This window comes from Neobacillus sp. BF23-41, from assembly GCF_041106275.1.
In genome coordinates, this window is sequence record NZ_JBGBPR010000008.1 from 13866 (window position 1) to 30314 (window position 16449).

Here is a 16449-nt window from a genome sequence, read left to right on the forward strand (position 1 = left end):
CACAGGAAGCTTCTTCTTTTTCTTTAACTTAGAAAGACAGGATGAACGAGGGGAATGATTATGAAGCAAGATCCAATCAGAGCTGCTTTTTCGCATCTTCTACTCTCTGGAACGCTTGTTCATGAAGGGACATTTGCAGAGTTACAACAAAAATTCGGGATTTCTATTCATCCACATTTAGTTATGATTATTTCAATCGATCGATATCCAGATATAGCAAGCGCAAGCGGGAATTCTTTGGAGTGGAGAAAAAAAGTTGGCCAGCAGCTAGTGGAAAAAATTGAGGAAACCGTACGTATTCCTTTTCTTTGGAATTGGATTGAAGAGGGAGTTCTAGCTCTTCTTTTAGAATTGGAGGAACAGGATTCAGTAAATGAGTTTAATAGAAAAATGGTTCATATGGCAAAAGAAATCCAACTTGCTACTAATTCTATTGACCTGTCAGTATCCATAGGGATTGGTAGATATTATCAGGATCCATATGCGCTTTACCAATCGTTTTTAGAAGCAAGGAAATCGATGTCCGGCCGCTTTTTTCAAGGGAATCAATTAATCTTTCATTGTGAAATGAAACGAAATAACGATGAGCCAGTAATCAATCCGTTTAATGAAGAAAAGGCAGAGCTGCTGGCACTTGTTAAAATTGGGGATATAGAAGGGACCATTCAAAATTTGAAACGCCTCCTGGAAAAATTAGCTGTGGCTAGTCAATTTAATGAGGATATTTTCAAAACAGAAGTAGTGTCCATCGTCTTATTATTGTCTAAACGGGTGATAGATTCAGGTGCAAATGCAATAACCATCCATTCAAATAATACTAATTTTATTCAAAACTTGTATCATATTATTCGTTACGATAAATCTGTCAATCAGGTTTGTGAATATGCGGTTTGGCTTACCGAGCAATCAGTAAACACGAATTTAAATGAAGTAAGTCCTGTAATTCAACAAGCTATTGGTTATATTAAAGAACACCATCAGAAGAGTATTTCGTTGATTGAAATAGCACAATATTGCTGCTTAAGCCGGCATCATTTTAGTCATTTGTTTAAAAAAGAAGTAGGGATTAGTTTGATTGATTATTTAAATCGAATGAGAATTGACATGTCTTTGTCGTATTTAGAAATGACTGATTTACCAATAAGTGAGATTGCTGCCAAAATAGGTTTCCATGATGCCAATTATTTTAGCCGCATGTTTAAAAAGTATATGCAGTTTAGTCCTTCAGATTATCGATTAACAAGAAATTGAATGGTACTATTATTTTATCGCCAAACAGTATAAAGGCAGAACAGCTTCTCAAAAGCGGTTCTGCCTTTTCTATTTTATATCAAATCGAGGTATTGAATTATGAAGTACAGTTACTTGAAAATCCTTTTTAATGGAGCAGACTTAATTCATCGCTTCAACTAATAAGTCCACGATATGGACCGCCCGCATTGTAGAGGATAAGCCTTCCCGTTCAATCCCAAGCTGCATCTGTAATAAGCAACCTGGATTTGCGGTGACAATCGTCGTTGCGTGTGTCGCTTTGGCCTCAATCATTTTTGCATCAAGCATTACCATCGACATCTCTGATTCAACAATATTATAAATCCCGGCTGAACCGCAGCAGCGATCGGCATCTTTCATTTCTTTATATTGTGCCCCTTGGATTGCTTGAAGGAGTCTTCTAGGTGCAGAGGCTGTTTTCATGCCATTTCTTAGGTGGCAAGAATCCTGGTAGGTGATCACCTGCGCAGGAAGTTCTAATGTTACCTTTTTATGAAAATCGACGGCTACTAATATTTCGGAAATATCCTTTATCTTTTCCTTAAAGTCTCTGGCGCGGTCTTTCCAAGCAGGTTCATCTTTCAGTAAATGATCATAATCGACTAAGAAGGCGCCGCACCCGCCTGCATTGGTAATGATGAAATCAACTTGAAGATCCTCAAAGGCCCTAATATTTCGTTTGGCTAGGTCTTTTGCTGTTTCTTTTTCACCACTATGGCCATGGAGCGCTCCGCAGCATGCTTGATTTTGCGGAATCACGACTTCACAGCCGGCTTTTTGCAGCAGCTTCATGGTGGCATCGTTTGACTTCAGAAACATCGTGTCCATTAAACAGCCGCTGAAAAAAGCAACTCTGTGTACCTTTTCAGCCATTGCAGGCAAATAAGTGGGCCGATTTTTCATCTCTTTCATCGTTGGCACTTCAGGCAATACTTTTTCCATTGCCGCTAATTGGTTTGGTAAAAGTCCTAAAAAGCCGATTTTTCGGGCAATCGTTTGAATGCCGGAGCGCTGATAAAATCCGATTAAACCGACCACCCCGCGCATCCGGTTCTGGTGCGGGAACAGCCCTTGAAACACGGTTTTCCTGACAACCTGCGCTGGCAGAGAGTGCTTTTTGTTTTGATGGATAATGTCCCTTGCCTCTTCGAGTAAATGGCCATAATTCACGCCGGATGGACAGACCGGTTCACAGGCGCGGCAGCCAAGACAGAGTTCAAGCGAGCGCTCAAAATCCTCATCCGGCTCAATCAGCCCATCCACAACAGCCTTCATGAGTGCGATCCGGCCTCTTGGAGAATGAGATTCTTTGTAGCCTGATTCAATATAGGTCGGACAGGTTGGCAGACAAAAGCCGCAGCGCATACAGTTGAGCAGTTCATCTTCGTTCATCCGCGCTTTAAATTGTTCTTGAATCGTTTGTTTTTCTTTCACGGTTGTCATCTTGTAATCACCACGCGTTTCTTGCTGTCTTTGGCAAAAACCTTCCCAGGATTCATGATGTTATTTGGGTCAAACGCTAGTTTAATAGATTTCATTGCTGCAATTCCTTCTTCTTTTAATTTCCATTCAAGGTAGGGGGCTTTCATCGCGCCGACGCCATGTTCCCCGGTAATCGTTCCGCCCAAATCAATCGCTTTTTCAAAAATTTCCTCAAAGGCTTTTTCGACCCGTTCCATTTCTTCATGATTTCTTGCATCTGTTGCACAGGTTGGATGGAGGTTTCCATCTCCGGCGTGGCCAAACGTACAAATGGTCAGCTGGTATTTTTCAGTTATCTCATTGATCGCCTGCACCATATTGGCAATTTCTGATCTAGGAACCGTTGCGTCCTCGAGTATCGTCGTCGGTTTTAAGCGTGCAATCGCAGAAAGAGCCGCCCGTCGTGCAGTTCTTAGTGCATCAGCTTCTTCCTCAGAAGCGGCGACTTGAATCGAAATCGCTTTTTCCTTCTTACAAATTTCAGCCATTTTTAGTAAATCACGCTCTACCACTTCGGGCGGGCCGTCTTGCTCGATTAGAAGAACGGCCTTTACATCGGTAGGCAGTCCGATTTGAGCAAATTCCTCGACCACCTTTAAGGTTGGCTGGTCAAGAAACTCTAGTGTCGTGGGAATGATTTTATTAGCAATGATTTTTGAAACAGAGTTTGCGGCAGCGGTTAGATCTTGGTAAAGGGCCAGCATCGTTTGTTTCGTCTCTGGCATCGGAATCAATTTGAGTGTGGCCTCGGTAATGACCACTAAAGTGCCTTCAGATCCAACAAACAGCCGGGTTAAGTCATAGCCAGCAACATCCTTTGCCAGCTTTCCACCGGTCCTGATGATGTCGCCATTTGGCATAACGACTTCAAGGGCGATGACATAATCGCGTGTCACCCCGTATTTAAGCCCGCGCAACCCACCGGAGTTCTCATTGATATTTCCGCCAATCGTCGAAATCTTCATCGAGCTTGGATCGGGCGGATAGAACAGCCCTGTTTCTTCTACCTTATTAATCATATCAAGGGTAATGACACCAGGTTGAACGGTGACGGTTAAATTTTCCTCGTCAATTTCGAGGATTTGGTTCATATGCTTAAAAAGCAGGACAATCCCGCCCTCGGTTGGGCATGTCCCAGCACAAAGGTTGGTCCCGGAACCGCGCGGAACAATCGGAACCTTATGCTCATTACATACCTTTAGGACTTGAGAAACTTCTGCTGTATTCCTCGGGCTGATGACCGCATCAGGCATCGACTGGAAGTTCGGTGTGGCATCATATGAGTATACTAAGCGTTCGACTTGGGAATCATCAAAGTTTTCCTTGGTTACAATGGAAATTAGTTTTTCTTTTACTGTATTCGAGAGCATTTGGTTTCCCCGTTTCATTGTTTTGTCTATTTTAATGTTTCTTATAGTATAGGTGATTCTTGTTTGGAAATCAGAATATTATATAAATTGTCGTCCTACAAAAGTGGTGTCAGGCACCACTACAATTTGAAATTAAATTTCAGTAATATTATATTAAAAATAAAATAAAATTACAAAGGGGAATTAATAGGTGAAATATCGACTATTAGCAACGGACTTGGACGGCACGTTATTAAATGATCAAAAAGAGATTGATGTGGAAACGATCGAGGCGATTCATGAATACCGCCAACGAGGGGGGAAAGTCGTAATTTGCAGCGGGCGTTCCCCGCTTTCAACCCAATGGATTGCACGTACGATTGGACTTGAGGGTGAGCCGATCATTGCTTACAATGGGTCGATTCTAATCGATGAAAATGGTGAGGTCAGCGAGCAATCAGTTTTTCAATACGAGCCGCTTTTGAGCTTTTGGGAATTATGTGAGGCGGAGGGTATCTATGCCCACTTTTACGAGGGGGATATACTCCTGGTCCCACAGGTGAATAAATGGAACGAGAACTGGATTGAAAATAACATCCCTACCCTTGAAAAATCAGGGGGGGAGCGTCAGCATTGTCAAAGTTTTCGAGAAAAATGCCAGGTGAAAGTGGTTGAGGACTTTTACCGATACGTAAAGGAACAGAAGCCGAACATTACAAAAATTGCTGTCTTTGATGATGGGAACAAGATGGCTCATTTTACGAAACGTCTGAAGGAACAGAGCTTCGATATGGAAATTAGCAGCAGTTTTAACTTTGTTAATTTAGAAATTACCCCCACTGGTGTGACAAAGGCGTCTGCCCTTATGAAACTGACCGAGCAGCTGAAGATTCCACTCTCTCAAACGGCTGCGATTGGTGATAATTACAATGACGCCCTCATGCTTTCGGTTGCTGGCCTTGGAATTGCGATGGGAAATGCGCCCGAAAAGGTGAGACAATTAGCGGATCAGGTGACTGGTACTAATAATGAAGTTGGTGTTGCTAAGGCGATCCGCCGCTATTTGCTGGAATAATGTCCAAATAAACAATTCAGTACAATAGTGTTTTAAAATAACATTTCACTATTTTAATAAAAATCTTGAAATGATATTTTAAAAGTAATATAATAAATGTACGGGTAACCGTTTTCACCTCAGAAAAGACTTACAGGAGGATAACAATAAAATGGCAGAAAATCTTGAATTATTAACGACAGAATCGCGAAATGAACAGTCCATGCAGATAGATACAGCAAGTCCAATCGATATATTACGAATCATGAATGAGCAAGATCAACTGGTCGCACTAGCGGTCAAGGATGTGTTACCAGATGTGGAGGCAGCGGTTCAATTTGTGTTTGAATCCTTTAAAAACGGCGGGCGCCTCATTTATTTAGGTGCAGGCACGAGCGGAAGATTAGGAGTTCTAGATGCAGTCGAATGTCCGCCTACCTTCAGCACGGACCCTGAAATGGTCCAAGGGATTATGGCAGGTGGAGAAGGCGCCTTTTTGAAAGCAGTCGAAGGAGCAGAGGATCAGCCAGATCTTGGTGTAACCGATTTGAAGGAATTGGGTCTGACAAAAGATGATACCGTGATTGGGATTGCGGCCAGCGGGCGGACACCTTATGTCATAGGGGCACTTCGCTATGCACGAAGCATTGGAGCGAAAACGGTTGCTCTTTCGTGCAATAAAAATGCGGCGATTAGTAAGGAAGCCGACCAAAGCATCGAAGTAATTGTCGGTCCAGAGGTACTAACTGGTTCAACTCGCTTGAAATCAGGAACCGCCCATAAAATGATTTTGAACATGATTTCAACTTCTTCAATGATTCTTTTAGGAAAAGCCTATGAGAATTTAATGGTAGATGTTCATGTCAGCAACCAAAAATTGAAGGAACGAGCGATCGGCATCATCCGTAAAATTACTGGGGTTTCCTATGAACAGGCTTTGGAAACACTAGAGGCATCAGATCTACAAGTTAAAACAGCGATCGTCATGATTAAAACGAATACTACGAAACAAGAAGCAGAACGATTATTAACAGAAGCGAATGGCTATGTAAAAAAAGCAATCCAAAACGTGGCAGAGTAATTATTTAAAAAGGTGGTCTTTGGTGTGGCAGCAGGCGGTTTAAAAATGATTCAAAATATGCTGGAACAGCTTCCGGCTTCCGAGCGGAAAATTGCTGAATTTATTCTTGATAATCCTCAAGTGATTTTAAATAGTACCGTTCATGACATCGGATTGCAGGCTAATACAAGTGGTGCTGCTGTGATTCGGCTGTGTAAGTCCTTGGGCTTAAACGGTTTTCAAGATTTAAAAGTACGAATTGCTGGGGATCTTGTGAAACCAGTTGAACAAGGGTACCGTGACATCGAGCCTGGTGAATCTTTTTTCTCTATCGCTCAGAAGACAACAAGTAATAGTATCCAAAGCATCCGCGACTCGGAAGAGATAATCAATTATGATGAGTTGGAACGTGCTGTGCACACCTTGTCGACTGCTCAAAATGTTCATTTTTTTGGAATTGGGGCTTCAAATATTATCGCTAGGGACGCACAGCAAAAGCTCCTTAGGGTTCATAAAAACGCAACCGCTTTTTCGGATACACATCTTGTTGCTACATTGATTGCCAATGCCAATAAGGATGATCTGGTGTTTTGCATCTCCCACTCAGGAGAGACACCTGAGGTGATTAAAGTTATGGCACTCGCAAAAGAGCGCGGCGTTAAAACAATTAGTTTAACGAAATATGGGCAATCATCGGTCTCTGCTTTGGCAGATATTAAGTTGTTTACCGCCTATTCAGGAGAGGCTCCGTTTCGAAGTGCAGCCACTTCATCACGCCTTGCGCAGTTATATATCATGGATATTTTGTTTTTATCGATGGCAACCGTTCAATATGAGGATACGATTCATTCCATTGATAAAACAAGAGAAGCGATCCGGTTTATTAAAGAAGGGAAATAGTCCTTTCAGGAGGTGATGTGAACACCATTCCATCTCTTATCGTCCTGTATTACTGACTTGGAATAAGAAGTTCACTTTTGAAAAAACAACAGAGAGAAGGGGAATTAGCATGGCTGGAGAGAATAAAATTTTAGCAGAAAAGATTCTTGAACAATTAGGCGGCCCAGCGAATATTGAAAATTATACTCATTGTATGACAAGACTTCGTGTGACACCGAAGGATGATTCGATTGTTAACCAAGCTGCCATTAAGAAAATAGACGGTGTCATGGGAGTGGTAGAAGAAGAAACACTCCAAATTATCTTAGGCCCAGGAAAAGTAAACAGGGTGACAGAAGAGTTTGGCAGATTGATAGATGCTGCTGGCGGAATCGATTTGAAAGAAAAGGCAGCCAGCAAAAAGGCTGAAATTAACAAAAAGAATGCCACACCATTTAAGCTATTTTTACGAAAAATCTCAAGTATTTTCATTCCATTAATCCCAGCACTTGTCGCTTCCGGATTGATTACAGGGATCACCAAAGCGATCGTCCAAGCGGGATGGTTAGCAGCAGATTCCCAACTGGCAACTATCTTGTCCGTAATTGGAAGCGGTTTATTTGGTTACCTTGGCATTTTAGTTGGTACCAATGCAGCGAAAGAATTCGGTGGTTCACCCGCACTTGGGGCGATTGCCGGTATATTAATCATTAACCCAGCTGTTGCAGGAATCAAATTGTTTGATACCGCCTTACTTCCTGGGCGCGGCGGTTTAATTGGAGTTTTATTTGCCGCCATCTTTATTGCCCTTGTCGAAAAACGAGTTCGTCGTTATGTTCCACAATCGCTTGACCTGTTTATCACGCCAACGGTTGCTTTATTGCTTACTGGTATTGTAACTTATCTTGTTTTTATGCCGCTTGGTGGTTTCGTTTCAGATGCGATTACAAAAGGATTAACTTCGCTGCTTGATGTGGGTGGTGTCGTGGCTGGTTTTGTGCTTGGTGCAACCTTCCTGCCGCTCGTTGTCACTGGTTTACATCAAGGCTTAACACCAATTCACTTGGAGTTAATTAATACGCTTGGAAATGACCCGCTTCTGCCAATCTTGGCTATGGGTGGTGCCGCACAAGTCGGCGCTGCGTTTGCGATTTACTTTAAAACGAAGAAAAAACGCTTAAAAAGAGCAATTGGCGGGGGGCTGCCTGCAGGAATTCTTGGAATTGGCGAACCGCTTATTTTCGGTGTGACCTTACCATTAGGCCGTCCATTCTTAACTGCCTGCTTAGGTGCGGGTGTTGGCGGTGCGTTCCAGGCCGTCTTCCATGTAGCAACGATTGCTGTAGGGGTTTCTGGTTTACCGCTTGCTTTCCTAGTTGTTTCTGGCCAAGTCCTGCTTTACCTGCTAGGTGTGTTAATTTCTTATGCTGCTGGTTTCTTGTTCACCTATTTATTCGGCTTCAATGATGACATGGCCGGTGAGTTTGATTGATCGGTATTAGTTTCTATTTAAATGACCCTTTAGCAGAAGAGCGGATTGCGCTCGCAGGAAAAATGGGTGTGAGGCGGGCGTTTACGTCGCTTCACATCCCTGAAGAGTCAGGCGATTTAGTGGCCCGCGCGAAATCGTTGCTTAAAGCAGCAAAAGAAGCTGGATTAGAGGTTTATGCGGATGTATCGGCACGAACACCTGCCCATTTAGGATTAGAAAGCTTATCTGCGTTAAAATCCTTAGGAGTAATCGGTTTGCGGTTGGATGACTTTTTTGAAAATGATACGATTTTGACCCTGGCTAAGGAATTCAAACTTGCTCTCAATGCCAGTATTTTGTTTGAGAAAGATGTGCGTGCTCTCCTTGAGGGCGGCTTAGAGGCTGGTCAGCTGCTGGCTTGGCATAATTTCTATCCAAGGCGTGAAACGGGCTTATCTGAATCGTTCTTTGAATCACAGAATGAACTTTTTAGACGGTATGGTATTCCAGTAAGTGCGTATATTCCAGGAGATGGTGAGAAACGCGGCCCTCTGTTTGAAGGGCTGCCCACCTTGGAAGCGCATCGTGAAGTCGATCCGTATCTAGCGGCACTGGAGTTGTTCCAGGCGGGTGTCGATGATGTGTATATCGGCGATCCGGAGGTAAGTGAGGACCTTCTTCAGCGATTAATTGAGTTTGACTGCCATCACCGGGTTTCTGTCAGAATCGAAGGATTTGAAACAGGAGAGTTCCGGCTCCGCCCTGATTTTTCCCGTGACGTACTTCGGTTCATGGATACGAGAAGTTCAGGCACGGTCGTTGCTGAGAATACGGTAGCACGGCCGGTTGGGACGATTACGAGAGACAATGACCACTATGGACGATATCGCGGAGAGGTCCAAATCACGCTTCATGACCTTCCGTCCGATGAGCGAGTTAATGTGGTTGGAAGGGTAGTGGAGGCGGATTTACCTTTGCTTTCCTTCCTGCAACCGGGTCACATCGTAAAACTAATTCGAGTTTGATTAAAACCAAGGGAGTTCCCTTGGTTTTTTTCTGTTTGAATGTATGAATTTATCGTGTAGAATTATTTTTATATATACTGTGGAATGGTGTTTGAGAAGGAGATTACAATTAATGAACAACAAAAACAAAACAGTTGTCCGTTCGATGGATGTATTAAATCTATTTATAGAGCATACCGAATTATCATTTCAAGAAATTATTAATCTATCAGGGATTCCAAAAACTTCAGTCTATCGAATGCTCGCGTCGTTAGAAGAAATGGGGTTCGTGGAAAAAGGAAGTGATTCGAAATACAGACTTGGACTTTTGTTTCTCAAATTTGGCCATCTCGTTTTGTCAAGGATTGATCTACGTCAGATTGCCTATCCCTTTATGAATGAATTACATAATGATATTAAGGAAGCCATTAACCTGATTGTTAGAGAAGGGGATGAAGCCATCTATATCGAGAAAATTGACACCAAACAAAAGGTTCGTCTGTATACTGCGATTGGAAGGAAAAGTCCTCTATATGCTGGGGCCTGTTCACGTGCGATCTTGTCCTTTTTACCTAATTCGGAGGTGCAGGAATATCTCGAATCCACTGAGCTCAAATCGTTTGCACAAGGGACGATTACGGACAAAGAGCGAATTTATGAGGCGATAAACCAAGCGAGAATCGATGGATATACCATCAGCCATTCTGAATTAGAAAACCATACATCTGCCATTGCCGCACCGATTTATAATCATAAAGGTGAAGTGATAGCGGGCATAAGTATCGCTGGGATTGAAGCAAATTATCAAGGTGAGAACATTGAGAACTATGCGAAGAAAGTGAAAAAAGTTGCAGAAGAAATATCCATGCGTTTAGGCTATATAAAATAAATAGAACGGGGCGGCCTTTGCATCAACACTGTTTGATGCAGAGGCCGCCCCGTTCCTGCGATTTGAAGCTATATTTTCATCTGCACCTGTACTCTCACTCCTAAAGTGCCTTAAAGCGAATGCCTAACGCTAATTTACGGAGCTTCTGCTCTTGCATGATTAGTTCAAATTCTGCTTGTTCAAGCGAAACTTCCTTGAACTCAATGTCACAGTTGGGTTGCATCTGTGCCAAACAAGGCAGATCGACGGAGATGACTTGACCGATTTTGGAATATCCTCCAGTCGTTTGTCGATCTACCATTAAAATTATCGGCTGTCCGTTTGAAGGTACTTGAATGGTCCCGTATGTAACCCCTTCTGATAGCAGCTCAAACTTCTCTGATAAGTGGAGGGATTTACCTTCCAATCGATAGCCCATCCGATCCGCCTGAGTGGTTAAGGTATAGCGGTTTGAAAAAAACGTTTGTTGACTAGCTGTATCGAAACGCTCGAACTCAGCCCCTCGTAAAACCCTAATCATTTGTGTTTTATTGAATGATATAAATTCTGTATAGTTGACTGACCATGGAAAATGAGTAGTCATTTGTTCGAGCTGATGAACGAATGCCCGACTGATTCTATTGAAGGTTCCGCTCTCAAACACATCCCCTTTTTGTAATGCTCTGCCGTGAAACCCTCCAATCGCCGCGCGAAGATAAGTGCTTTTACTTCCCATCACTTCGGGAACATCGATTCCGCCTGCGAATGAAACGTAGGCCCTACAGCCATTAATGGCGGATTTAAATTTTAAAATAGAGCCTTTGCGAATCAGGACCGGTCGCCACATCGGTGCAACATTTCCATCAATCGAAGGCTGCAAATCACCGCCTGTAATCGCTACTAACTCATCCGTTTCAAATTCGAGAGTTGTCCCAAACAGTGTAATTTCAAGTGCGCCTTCTCCTTCGTTATTTCCAACGAGTAAGTTTGCCACTCTAAGAGAAATAGGATCCATGGCTCCACTTACGAGTACCCCAAATTTTTGTGAACCGAATCTCCCTAAATCTTGAATCGTAGTCAATAATCCAGGATGAAGCACTTTAATGCTCATTGTTTCATCTCCTTATAGGCAACATACTCTTCATAAGTAATCGGTACATATCGGATTCTATCTCCAGACTGTAACATCGTTGGCGGTGAAAGTTCGGGAAGGAACAAATCAAGCGGGGTACGACCGATAATTTGCCATCCTCCTGGTGTTTCCAGCGGGTAGATGCCTGTTTGTTTTCCTGCAATTCCAACAGATCCCGGCGCGATGGCTAGGCGGGGTGAATCTTTACGCGGTGTGGCAATTCTTTCGTCCATCCCCCCCATAAACGGAAACCCTGGCGCAAAGCCAATCATATAGACTAAGTAATCATTTGACGAATGAATTTGAATTACTTTTTCAACAGAAAGTCCATGATACATTGCTACGTACTCTAAATCTGGACCAAATTCTCCTCCGTACAAAACTGGGATTGTTATCAGCCGTTGTTCGGGTTTTTCACTCGTTCCTAAGTTATCCAGTAACGCCAAAATGAAAGTGCTTACTTTTTTATAAGGACTTGTTGCTTCTTGATCTGGGTTGGACAAATAGACGGCAACAGGATTGTAATAAATGGTCAAGCTATTATAAGACGGTACAGATTCAATGAATCCTGTAAACGGCTTTTTTTCTAATAAGTTAGATAGATTTTTCACTTTTTCATGGATGGCGGGGCTCATTCCATCGCCTAACTGAATCACAAGAGCAGAATCCCCTAAAGGCCTTATGTAAACATTATTTTTTTGATGGGCCATTATAATCAGCTCCTCTATGTTTCGAATTTCGGTAACTAGGTTCTGTTAAACGGATACTACCAATATTATAGTTTATACAAATTTAAATACAAGTCTATAAATATGGAATATTATGATATTTATAATTTTCATATAATTATATTCAATTGAAAATATTTATGCTAGAATTGGTTTAAGTTTCAAAACTAAAGTTCCGAATATCGGAACAAAATAAAGATGAAAGCGCTTTTTGCACGGTAGACGAGTGATCGAGATGGAGGGGAGAAACATGTTTCAAGTGGATTTGAATTGTGATTTAGGGGAGAGTTTTGGCCGGTACAAGCTTGGGGAGCAGGAAGAAATTTTGAAATACGTTACATCTGCAAATATAGCTTGCGGTTTTCATAGCGGAGATCCAAGTGTGATGAGAGAAACGGTGAAGATGGCCATTGCCAATGGGGTCAAAATTGGAGCACATCCTAGTTTGCCAGATTTAAACGGATTCGGGCGAAGGGAAATGGCTATAACACCTCAAGAAGGATATGACATGGTCGTCTACCAAATTGGGGCATTGCAAGGGTTTTTAATGACGTTCAATGAAAAAATGCAGCATGTAAAACCCCATGGTGCATTGTACAATATGGCTGCCAAGGATCGAAAACTTGCCGAAGCCATTGCACAAGCGGTTTATGACGTATCCCCGTCATTAATATTATTCGGCCTTGCCGGCAGTGAATTGACAAAAGCCGGAGAGAAGATTGGTCTACGAACGGCACATGAGGTATTTGCAGATCGTACGTATCAAGCGGACGGGTCTTTGACTTCTCGCTCACAAATGGATGCGATGATTACAGATCAAGAACAGTCTGTCGCGCAAATTGTGAAAATGGTGACAGAAGGAAAAGTAGTATCTCAGCAAAAAACAGAAGTTTCGCTACGTGCAGATACCATTTGTATTCACGGAGATGGTGCACATGCACTAGCCTTTGCCAAATATATTAATGAAACGTTAAAAAAGAACCATATTACTGTAACAGCAATCTGCAACTTGGAGGTTTAGCATGGAAAATCCTAAATTTGATTCTACACAAAAAGCTGACAACGTTTCGGGGAAAAAGAAGGTAAGTAGAAGTGTCTTACTCGGTGCCGCCTTTTTAATGGCGACTTCATCGATTGGACCTGGATTTTTGACACAAACCACTGTATTTACACAGCAATTGGCTGCAAGCTTTGCCTTTGTTATTTTAATTTCATTATTATTAGACATCTTTTCACAAATGAACATTTGGAGAATTATTGCCGTTTCCGGTTTGCGTGGACAAGAAATTGCCAACAAAGTGTTCCCTGGACTCGGATTTGTATTGGCCATACTTATCGTCATAGGCGGTTTGGCGTTTAATATCGGAAACGTAGCTGGCGCTGGATTGGGTCTTAATGCCATGCTTGGGTGGGATCCAATTACAGGTGCAGTGATTAGTGCACTGTTAGCGATTTTTATTTTTGTCGTTAAAGAAGCAGGTAAAGCAATGGACAAATTCGCGCAAATCGCAGGGTTAGTTATGATCCTCCTCATGCTGTACGTTGCATTTACGACAGCACCGCCGGTTGGAGAGGCGATTGTGAATACGTTTATGCCGGAAAAGATTAGCATGTTCGCGATCGTTACGCTTGTTGGAGGTACGGTAGGAGGGTATATTACGTTTGCAGGCGGACACCGTCTATTAGACGCGGGTATCAAAGGTGTGGAAGCATTGCCAGCAGTTACAAAAAGCTCTGTTACAGGGATTCTCGTTACGGGTATTATGCGTGTGGCATTATTCTTGGCTGTGCTTGGGGTTGTAACAAAAGGACTTGCGATTGATCCAGCGAATCCGCCTGCTTCGGTGTTCCAACTTGCTGCAGGTGACGTCGGTTATCGTATGTTTGGTGTGATTATGTGGGCTGCGGCGGTAACATCTGTTGTAGGGGCGGCGTATACGTCGGTTTCATTTATTCGTACGTTCCATCCAACCATTGAGAAGTACCAAAATTGGGTCATTATTGCATTTATTGTTATTTCAACAGCGACATTTGCAATTGTTGGAAGACCAGTAACGATCTTGATTATCGTTGGAGCATTGAATGCCCTTATTTTGCCACTAGGTTTAGGTACATTATTAGTTGCCGCATACAAGAAAAGTATCGTTGGTGAGTACAAGCATCCGCTATGGTTGACGATTCCGGGTGGTTTTGTTGTTGTGATCATGGGCTATTTGAGTGTAGTGACATTGATCGAACAATTACCTTTGATTTTTAAGTAATTTTATAAGATTGCCATTTTAGGAGGGGACACTATGGGGAACTATAAAACATTGGAGCCGGAAAAAATAAGGGAGTTGATTCGGAAGCAAGAGATTACAGGACCAACTGCAGGAATGTCAAAAGGGTATACACAAGCAAACTTGGTGGTCTTAAAAAAAGAGCATGCCTTTGACTTTTTGCTGTTTTGTCAACGGAATCCGAAGCCATGTCCTTTATTGGACGTGACGGAGCCTGGCTCATTTGTTCCTGCTCTGATTGCAAAAGGTGCAGATATCCGTAAAGACATCCCGAAATATCGTATATACAGAGATGGTGTTTTTACAGAGGAAGTCGCAGATATTACCGAGTATTGGGAAGACGACATGGTGGGCTTCTTGCTAGGGTGCAGTTTTACATTTGAAACACCACTCCTTGAGAGCGGTATTCCGGTCAGACATATCGAGGAAAACTGTAACGTTCCGATGTACAAAACGAATATTAAGTGTGAAAAAGCAGGTCTTTTTGAGGGGCCGACCGTCGTTAGTATGCGGCCAATGACACCGCAGGATGCCATCCGTGCCGTTCAGATTACGTCCCGTTTTCCGGCAGTACACGGTGCGCCAATCCATATCGGAAATCCAAGCGAAATAGGCATCATGGATCTTTCAAGACCTGATTTTGGAGATGCTGTGTCCTTGAAACCAGGGGAGATTCCGGTATTTTGGGCATGTGGTGTAACTCCTCAAGCCGTTGCGATGGAAAGTGAGCCTTCCATCATGATTACTCATGCACCAGGATGTATGTTCATTAGTGATATAAAAGATGAAGCTTTCAGTGTGCTTTGAACGTATCTATTGAAAATAGGCTAAACATTTCGTAGTCTTATAGAAGATACTGCGATAAGCAGAGTCTGTAAAGTATTTTAGAGAGGCGATGCATCCTGCGTCGTCTCTTTGAACTTTGCGGGGACGAGTTCGACCTGCTTGTTTGTCGTTGAAAAGGGGATGGAGAATATGTCTACAAAATCGAAGGCTGCGCTTTTCGTGCTCATTTTGATCTGGGGCGCAAGCTGGCCAATCAATAAATTAGCAGTACCCTATTCACCGCCATTGCTTTATGCAGGAATGCGTTCGATTTTAGGCGGAATCCTGTTGACACTAATTATTTGGAAGACGCGGAAGGCGATCAATTGGTGGAATAACTGGCAGAAGTACTTTATCGCCGCTTTCTTTAACTCCATCCTTTTTTTCGGGCTTCAGACGTTAGGATTGCTTTATTTACCGGGTGGATTATTTTCAGTTCTTGTCTATTTTCAGCCGATTTTACTTGGCCTTTTCGCTTGGCTGTTCCTTGGTGAATATTTATCGCCAATTCAAATCTTTGGTTTGTTGGTTGGATTTGTTGGGATAGCTGTCGTTAGTGTGGATGGTTTGACTGTCCATATCTCAGCAATTGGAGTTATACTCGGGTTACTAACTGCGGTAAGCTGGGCGACAGGCACTATTTATGTAAAGAAAGTGAGCAAAGAAGTGGATCCCTTTTGGATGGTGGCGATTCAATGTGTGATTGGAGGCATTTTCCTCATAGGTACCGGAACGGTGTTTGAAAGCTGGTCTGCAATCGAATGGAATCGATATTACATATTGGGGCTCTGCTTTGGTGCGACCATTGGCATCCCATATGCATACATCCTTTACTACAAGCTTGTCAGTGCAGGTGAGGCAAGCAAAGTTGGTTCCTATACGTTTCTCATACCTATTGTTGCTGTTCTCCTCGGAGTGCTTTTTTTGGGAGAAACGGTGACCTATACACTGATTGTCGGAATGCTATTAGTTGCCACAAGCATTCATTTTGTGAATTTTAAGTATAAACCCACTTACAAAAGGATGAGTAATAAATAAAATCATCG

15 protein-coding genes are annotated in these 16449 nt (G+C 42.6%); 11 read left to right on the plus strand and 4 right to left on the minus strand.

Going from position 1 to position 16449, the window contains the following annotated elements:
* Positions 1-60: 60 nt before the first annotated feature.
* Complete coding sequence (locus AB7942_RS13825; RefSeq protein ID WP_369447291.1) at positions 61-1251, plus strand: helix-turn-helix domain-containing protein; 1191 nt, start codon at positions 61-63, stop codon at positions 1249-1251.
* A 141-nt stretch (positions 1252-1392) separates the two neighbouring features.
* Here the strand turns inward: AB7942_RS13825 and AB7942_RS13830 are convergent, their stop codons facing one another.
* Entirely contained in the window at positions 1393-2715 is a 1323-nt protein-coding gene (locus tag AB7942_RS13830) for a (Fe-S)-binding protein (protein WP_369447292.1), read from the minus strand.
* Positions 2712-4124, minus strand: a complete 1413-nt coding sequence (gene glcD, locus AB7942_RS13835) for a glycolate oxidase subunit GlcD (RefSeq protein WP_369447293.1) — start codon at positions 4122-4124, stop codon at positions 2712-2714. Before glcD ends, AB7942_RS13830 begins: the two co-directional genes overlap by 4 nt.
* 190 nt (positions 4125-4314) lie before the next feature.
* On the opposite strand from glcD, the gene AB7942_RS13840 reads away from it, so the two are divergent.
* The 6 genes from AB7942_RS13840 (at position 4315) to AB7942_RS13865 (ending at position 10460) form a co-directional block, all read left to right on the plus strand.
* Positions 4315-5178, plus strand: a complete 864-nt coding sequence (locus tag AB7942_RS13840; protein WP_369447294.1) for a Cof-type HAD-IIB family hydrolase — start codon at positions 4315-4317, stop codon at positions 5176-5178.
* A gap of 151 nt (positions 5179-5329) precedes the next feature.
* Positions 5330-6238: an N-acetylmuramic acid 6-phosphate etherase gene (gene murQ, locus AB7942_RS13845; RefSeq protein WP_369447295.1), complete on the plus strand. Its 909-nt coding sequence runs from the start codon at positions 5330-5332 to the stop codon at positions 6236-6238.
* A 24-nt stretch (positions 6239-6262) separates the two neighbouring features.
* A complete protein-coding gene (locus AB7942_RS13850) occupies positions 6263-7117 on the plus strand; it encodes a MurR/RpiR family transcriptional regulator (RefSeq protein ID WP_369447296.1) in 855 nt (284 codons plus the stop codon).
* 109 nt (positions 7118-7226) lie between these two features.
* The gene (locus tag AB7942_RS13855) at positions 7227-8588 is read left to right on the plus strand and encodes a PTS transporter subunit EIIC (protein WP_214730586.1); all 1362 of its coding nucleotides are present in this window, start codon (positions 7227-7229) and stop codon (positions 8586-8588) included.
* Positions 8585-9592: a MupG family TIM beta-alpha barrel fold protein gene (locus AB7942_RS13860; protein ID WP_369447297.1), complete on the plus strand. Its 1008-nt coding sequence runs from the start codon at positions 8585-8587 to the stop codon at positions 9590-9592. Before AB7942_RS13855 ends, AB7942_RS13860 begins: the two co-directional genes overlap by 4 nt.
* 112 nt (positions 9593-9704) lie before the next feature.
* Complete coding sequence (locus AB7942_RS13865) at positions 9705-10460, plus strand: IclR family transcriptional regulator (RefSeq protein WP_369447298.1); 756 nt, start codon at positions 9705-9707, stop codon at positions 10458-10460.
* A 100-nt stretch (positions 10461-10560) separates the two neighbouring features.
* Here AB7942_RS13865 and AB7942_RS13870 read toward each other — a convergent pair whose 3' ends face one another.
* Positions 10561-11550: a 5-oxoprolinase subunit C family protein gene (locus AB7942_RS13870; RefSeq protein WP_369447299.1), complete on the minus strand. Its 990-nt coding sequence runs from the start codon at positions 11548-11550 to the stop codon at positions 10561-10563.
* Complete coding sequence (gene pxpB / locus AB7942_RS13875; protein WP_369447300.1) at positions 11547-12281, minus strand: 5-oxoprolinase subunit PxpB; 735 nt, start codon at positions 12279-12281, stop codon at positions 11547-11549. The genes AB7942_RS13870 and pxpB overlap by 4 nt, the downstream gene beginning before the upstream one ends.
* A gap of 268 nt (positions 12282-12549) precedes the next feature.
* Here pxpB and AB7942_RS13880 point away from each other — a divergent pair, with 268 nt between their 5' ends.
* From AB7942_RS13880 to AB7942_RS13895, 4 genes are all read left to right on the plus strand, one after another.
* On the plus strand, positions 12550-13320 hold the full coding sequence (locus tag AB7942_RS13880) for a LamB/YcsF family protein (protein ID WP_088089806.1): 771 nt from the start codon (positions 12550-12552) through the stop codon (positions 13318-13320).
* Between the two features lies 1 nt (position 13321).
* Positions 13322-14560 carry an NRAMP family divalent metal transporter gene (locus tag AB7942_RS13885; RefSeq protein WP_088089805.1) on the plus strand — a complete coding sequence of 413 codons (1239 nt, stop codon included), beginning with the start codon at positions 13322-13324 and terminating at the stop codon, positions 14558-14560.
* A gap of 33 nt (positions 14561-14593) precedes the next feature.
* Entirely contained in the window at positions 14594-15385 is a 792-nt protein-coding gene (locus AB7942_RS13890) for a putative hydro-lyase (RefSeq protein ID WP_369447301.1), read from the plus strand.
* Between the two features lie 159 nt (positions 15386-15544).
* On the plus strand, positions 15545-16441 hold the full coding sequence (locus AB7942_RS13895; RefSeq protein ID WP_369447436.1) for a DMT family transporter: 897 nt from the start codon (positions 15545-15547) through the stop codon (positions 16439-16441).
* The last annotated feature ends 8 nt before the right edge of the window (positions 16442-16449 follow it).

What these genes read in the sequence shown, in the direction of transcription:
- AB7942_RS13825 (WP_369447291.1), top strand. Translation starts at nt 61, where the DNA reads ATGAAGCAAGATCCAATCAGAGCTGCTTTTTCGCATCTTCTACTCTCT.
- AB7942_RS13830 (WP_369447292.1), bottom strand. Translation starts at nt 2,715, where the DNA reads ATGACAACCGTGAAAGAAAAACAAACGATTCAAGAACAATTTAAAGCG.
- glcD (WP_369447293.1), bottom strand. Translation starts at nt 4,124, where the DNA reads ATGCTCTCGAATACAGTAAAAGAAAAACTAATTTCCATTGTAACCAAG.
- murQ (WP_369447295.1), top strand. Translation starts at nt 5,330, where the DNA reads ATGGCAGAAAATCTTGAATTATTAACGACAGAATCGCGAAATGAACAG.
- AB7942_RS13855 (WP_214730586.1), top strand. Translation starts at nt 7,227, where the DNA reads ATGGCTGGAGAGAATAAAATTTTAGCAGAAAAGATTCTTGAACAATTA.
- AB7942_RS13865 (WP_369447298.1), top strand. Translation starts at nt 9,705, where the DNA reads ATGAACAACAAAAACAAAACAGTTGTCCGTTCGATGGATGTATTAAAT.
- AB7942_RS13870 (WP_369447299.1), bottom strand. Translation starts at nt 11,550, where the DNA reads ATGAGCATTAAAGTGCTTCATCCTGGATTATTGACTACGATTCAAGAT.
- pxpB (WP_369447300.1), bottom strand. Translation starts at nt 12,281, where the DNA reads ATGGCCCATCAAAAAAATAATGTTTACATAAGGCCTTTAGGGGATTCT.
- AB7942_RS13880 (WP_088089806.1), top strand. Translation starts at nt 12,550, where the DNA reads ATGTTTCAAGTGGATTTGAATTGTGATTTAGGGGAGAGTTTTGGCCGG.
- AB7942_RS13885 (WP_088089805.1), top strand. Translation starts at nt 13,322, where the DNA reads ATGGAAAATCCTAAATTTGATTCTACACAAAAAGCTGACAACGTTTCG.
- AB7942_RS13890 (WP_369447301.1), top strand. Translation starts at nt 14,594, where the DNA reads ATGGGGAACTATAAAACATTGGAGCCGGAAAAAATAAGGGAGTTGATT.
- AB7942_RS13895 (WP_369447436.1), top strand. Translation starts at nt 15,545, where the DNA reads ATGGAGAATATGTCTACAAAATCGAAGGCTGCGCTTTTCGTGCTCATT.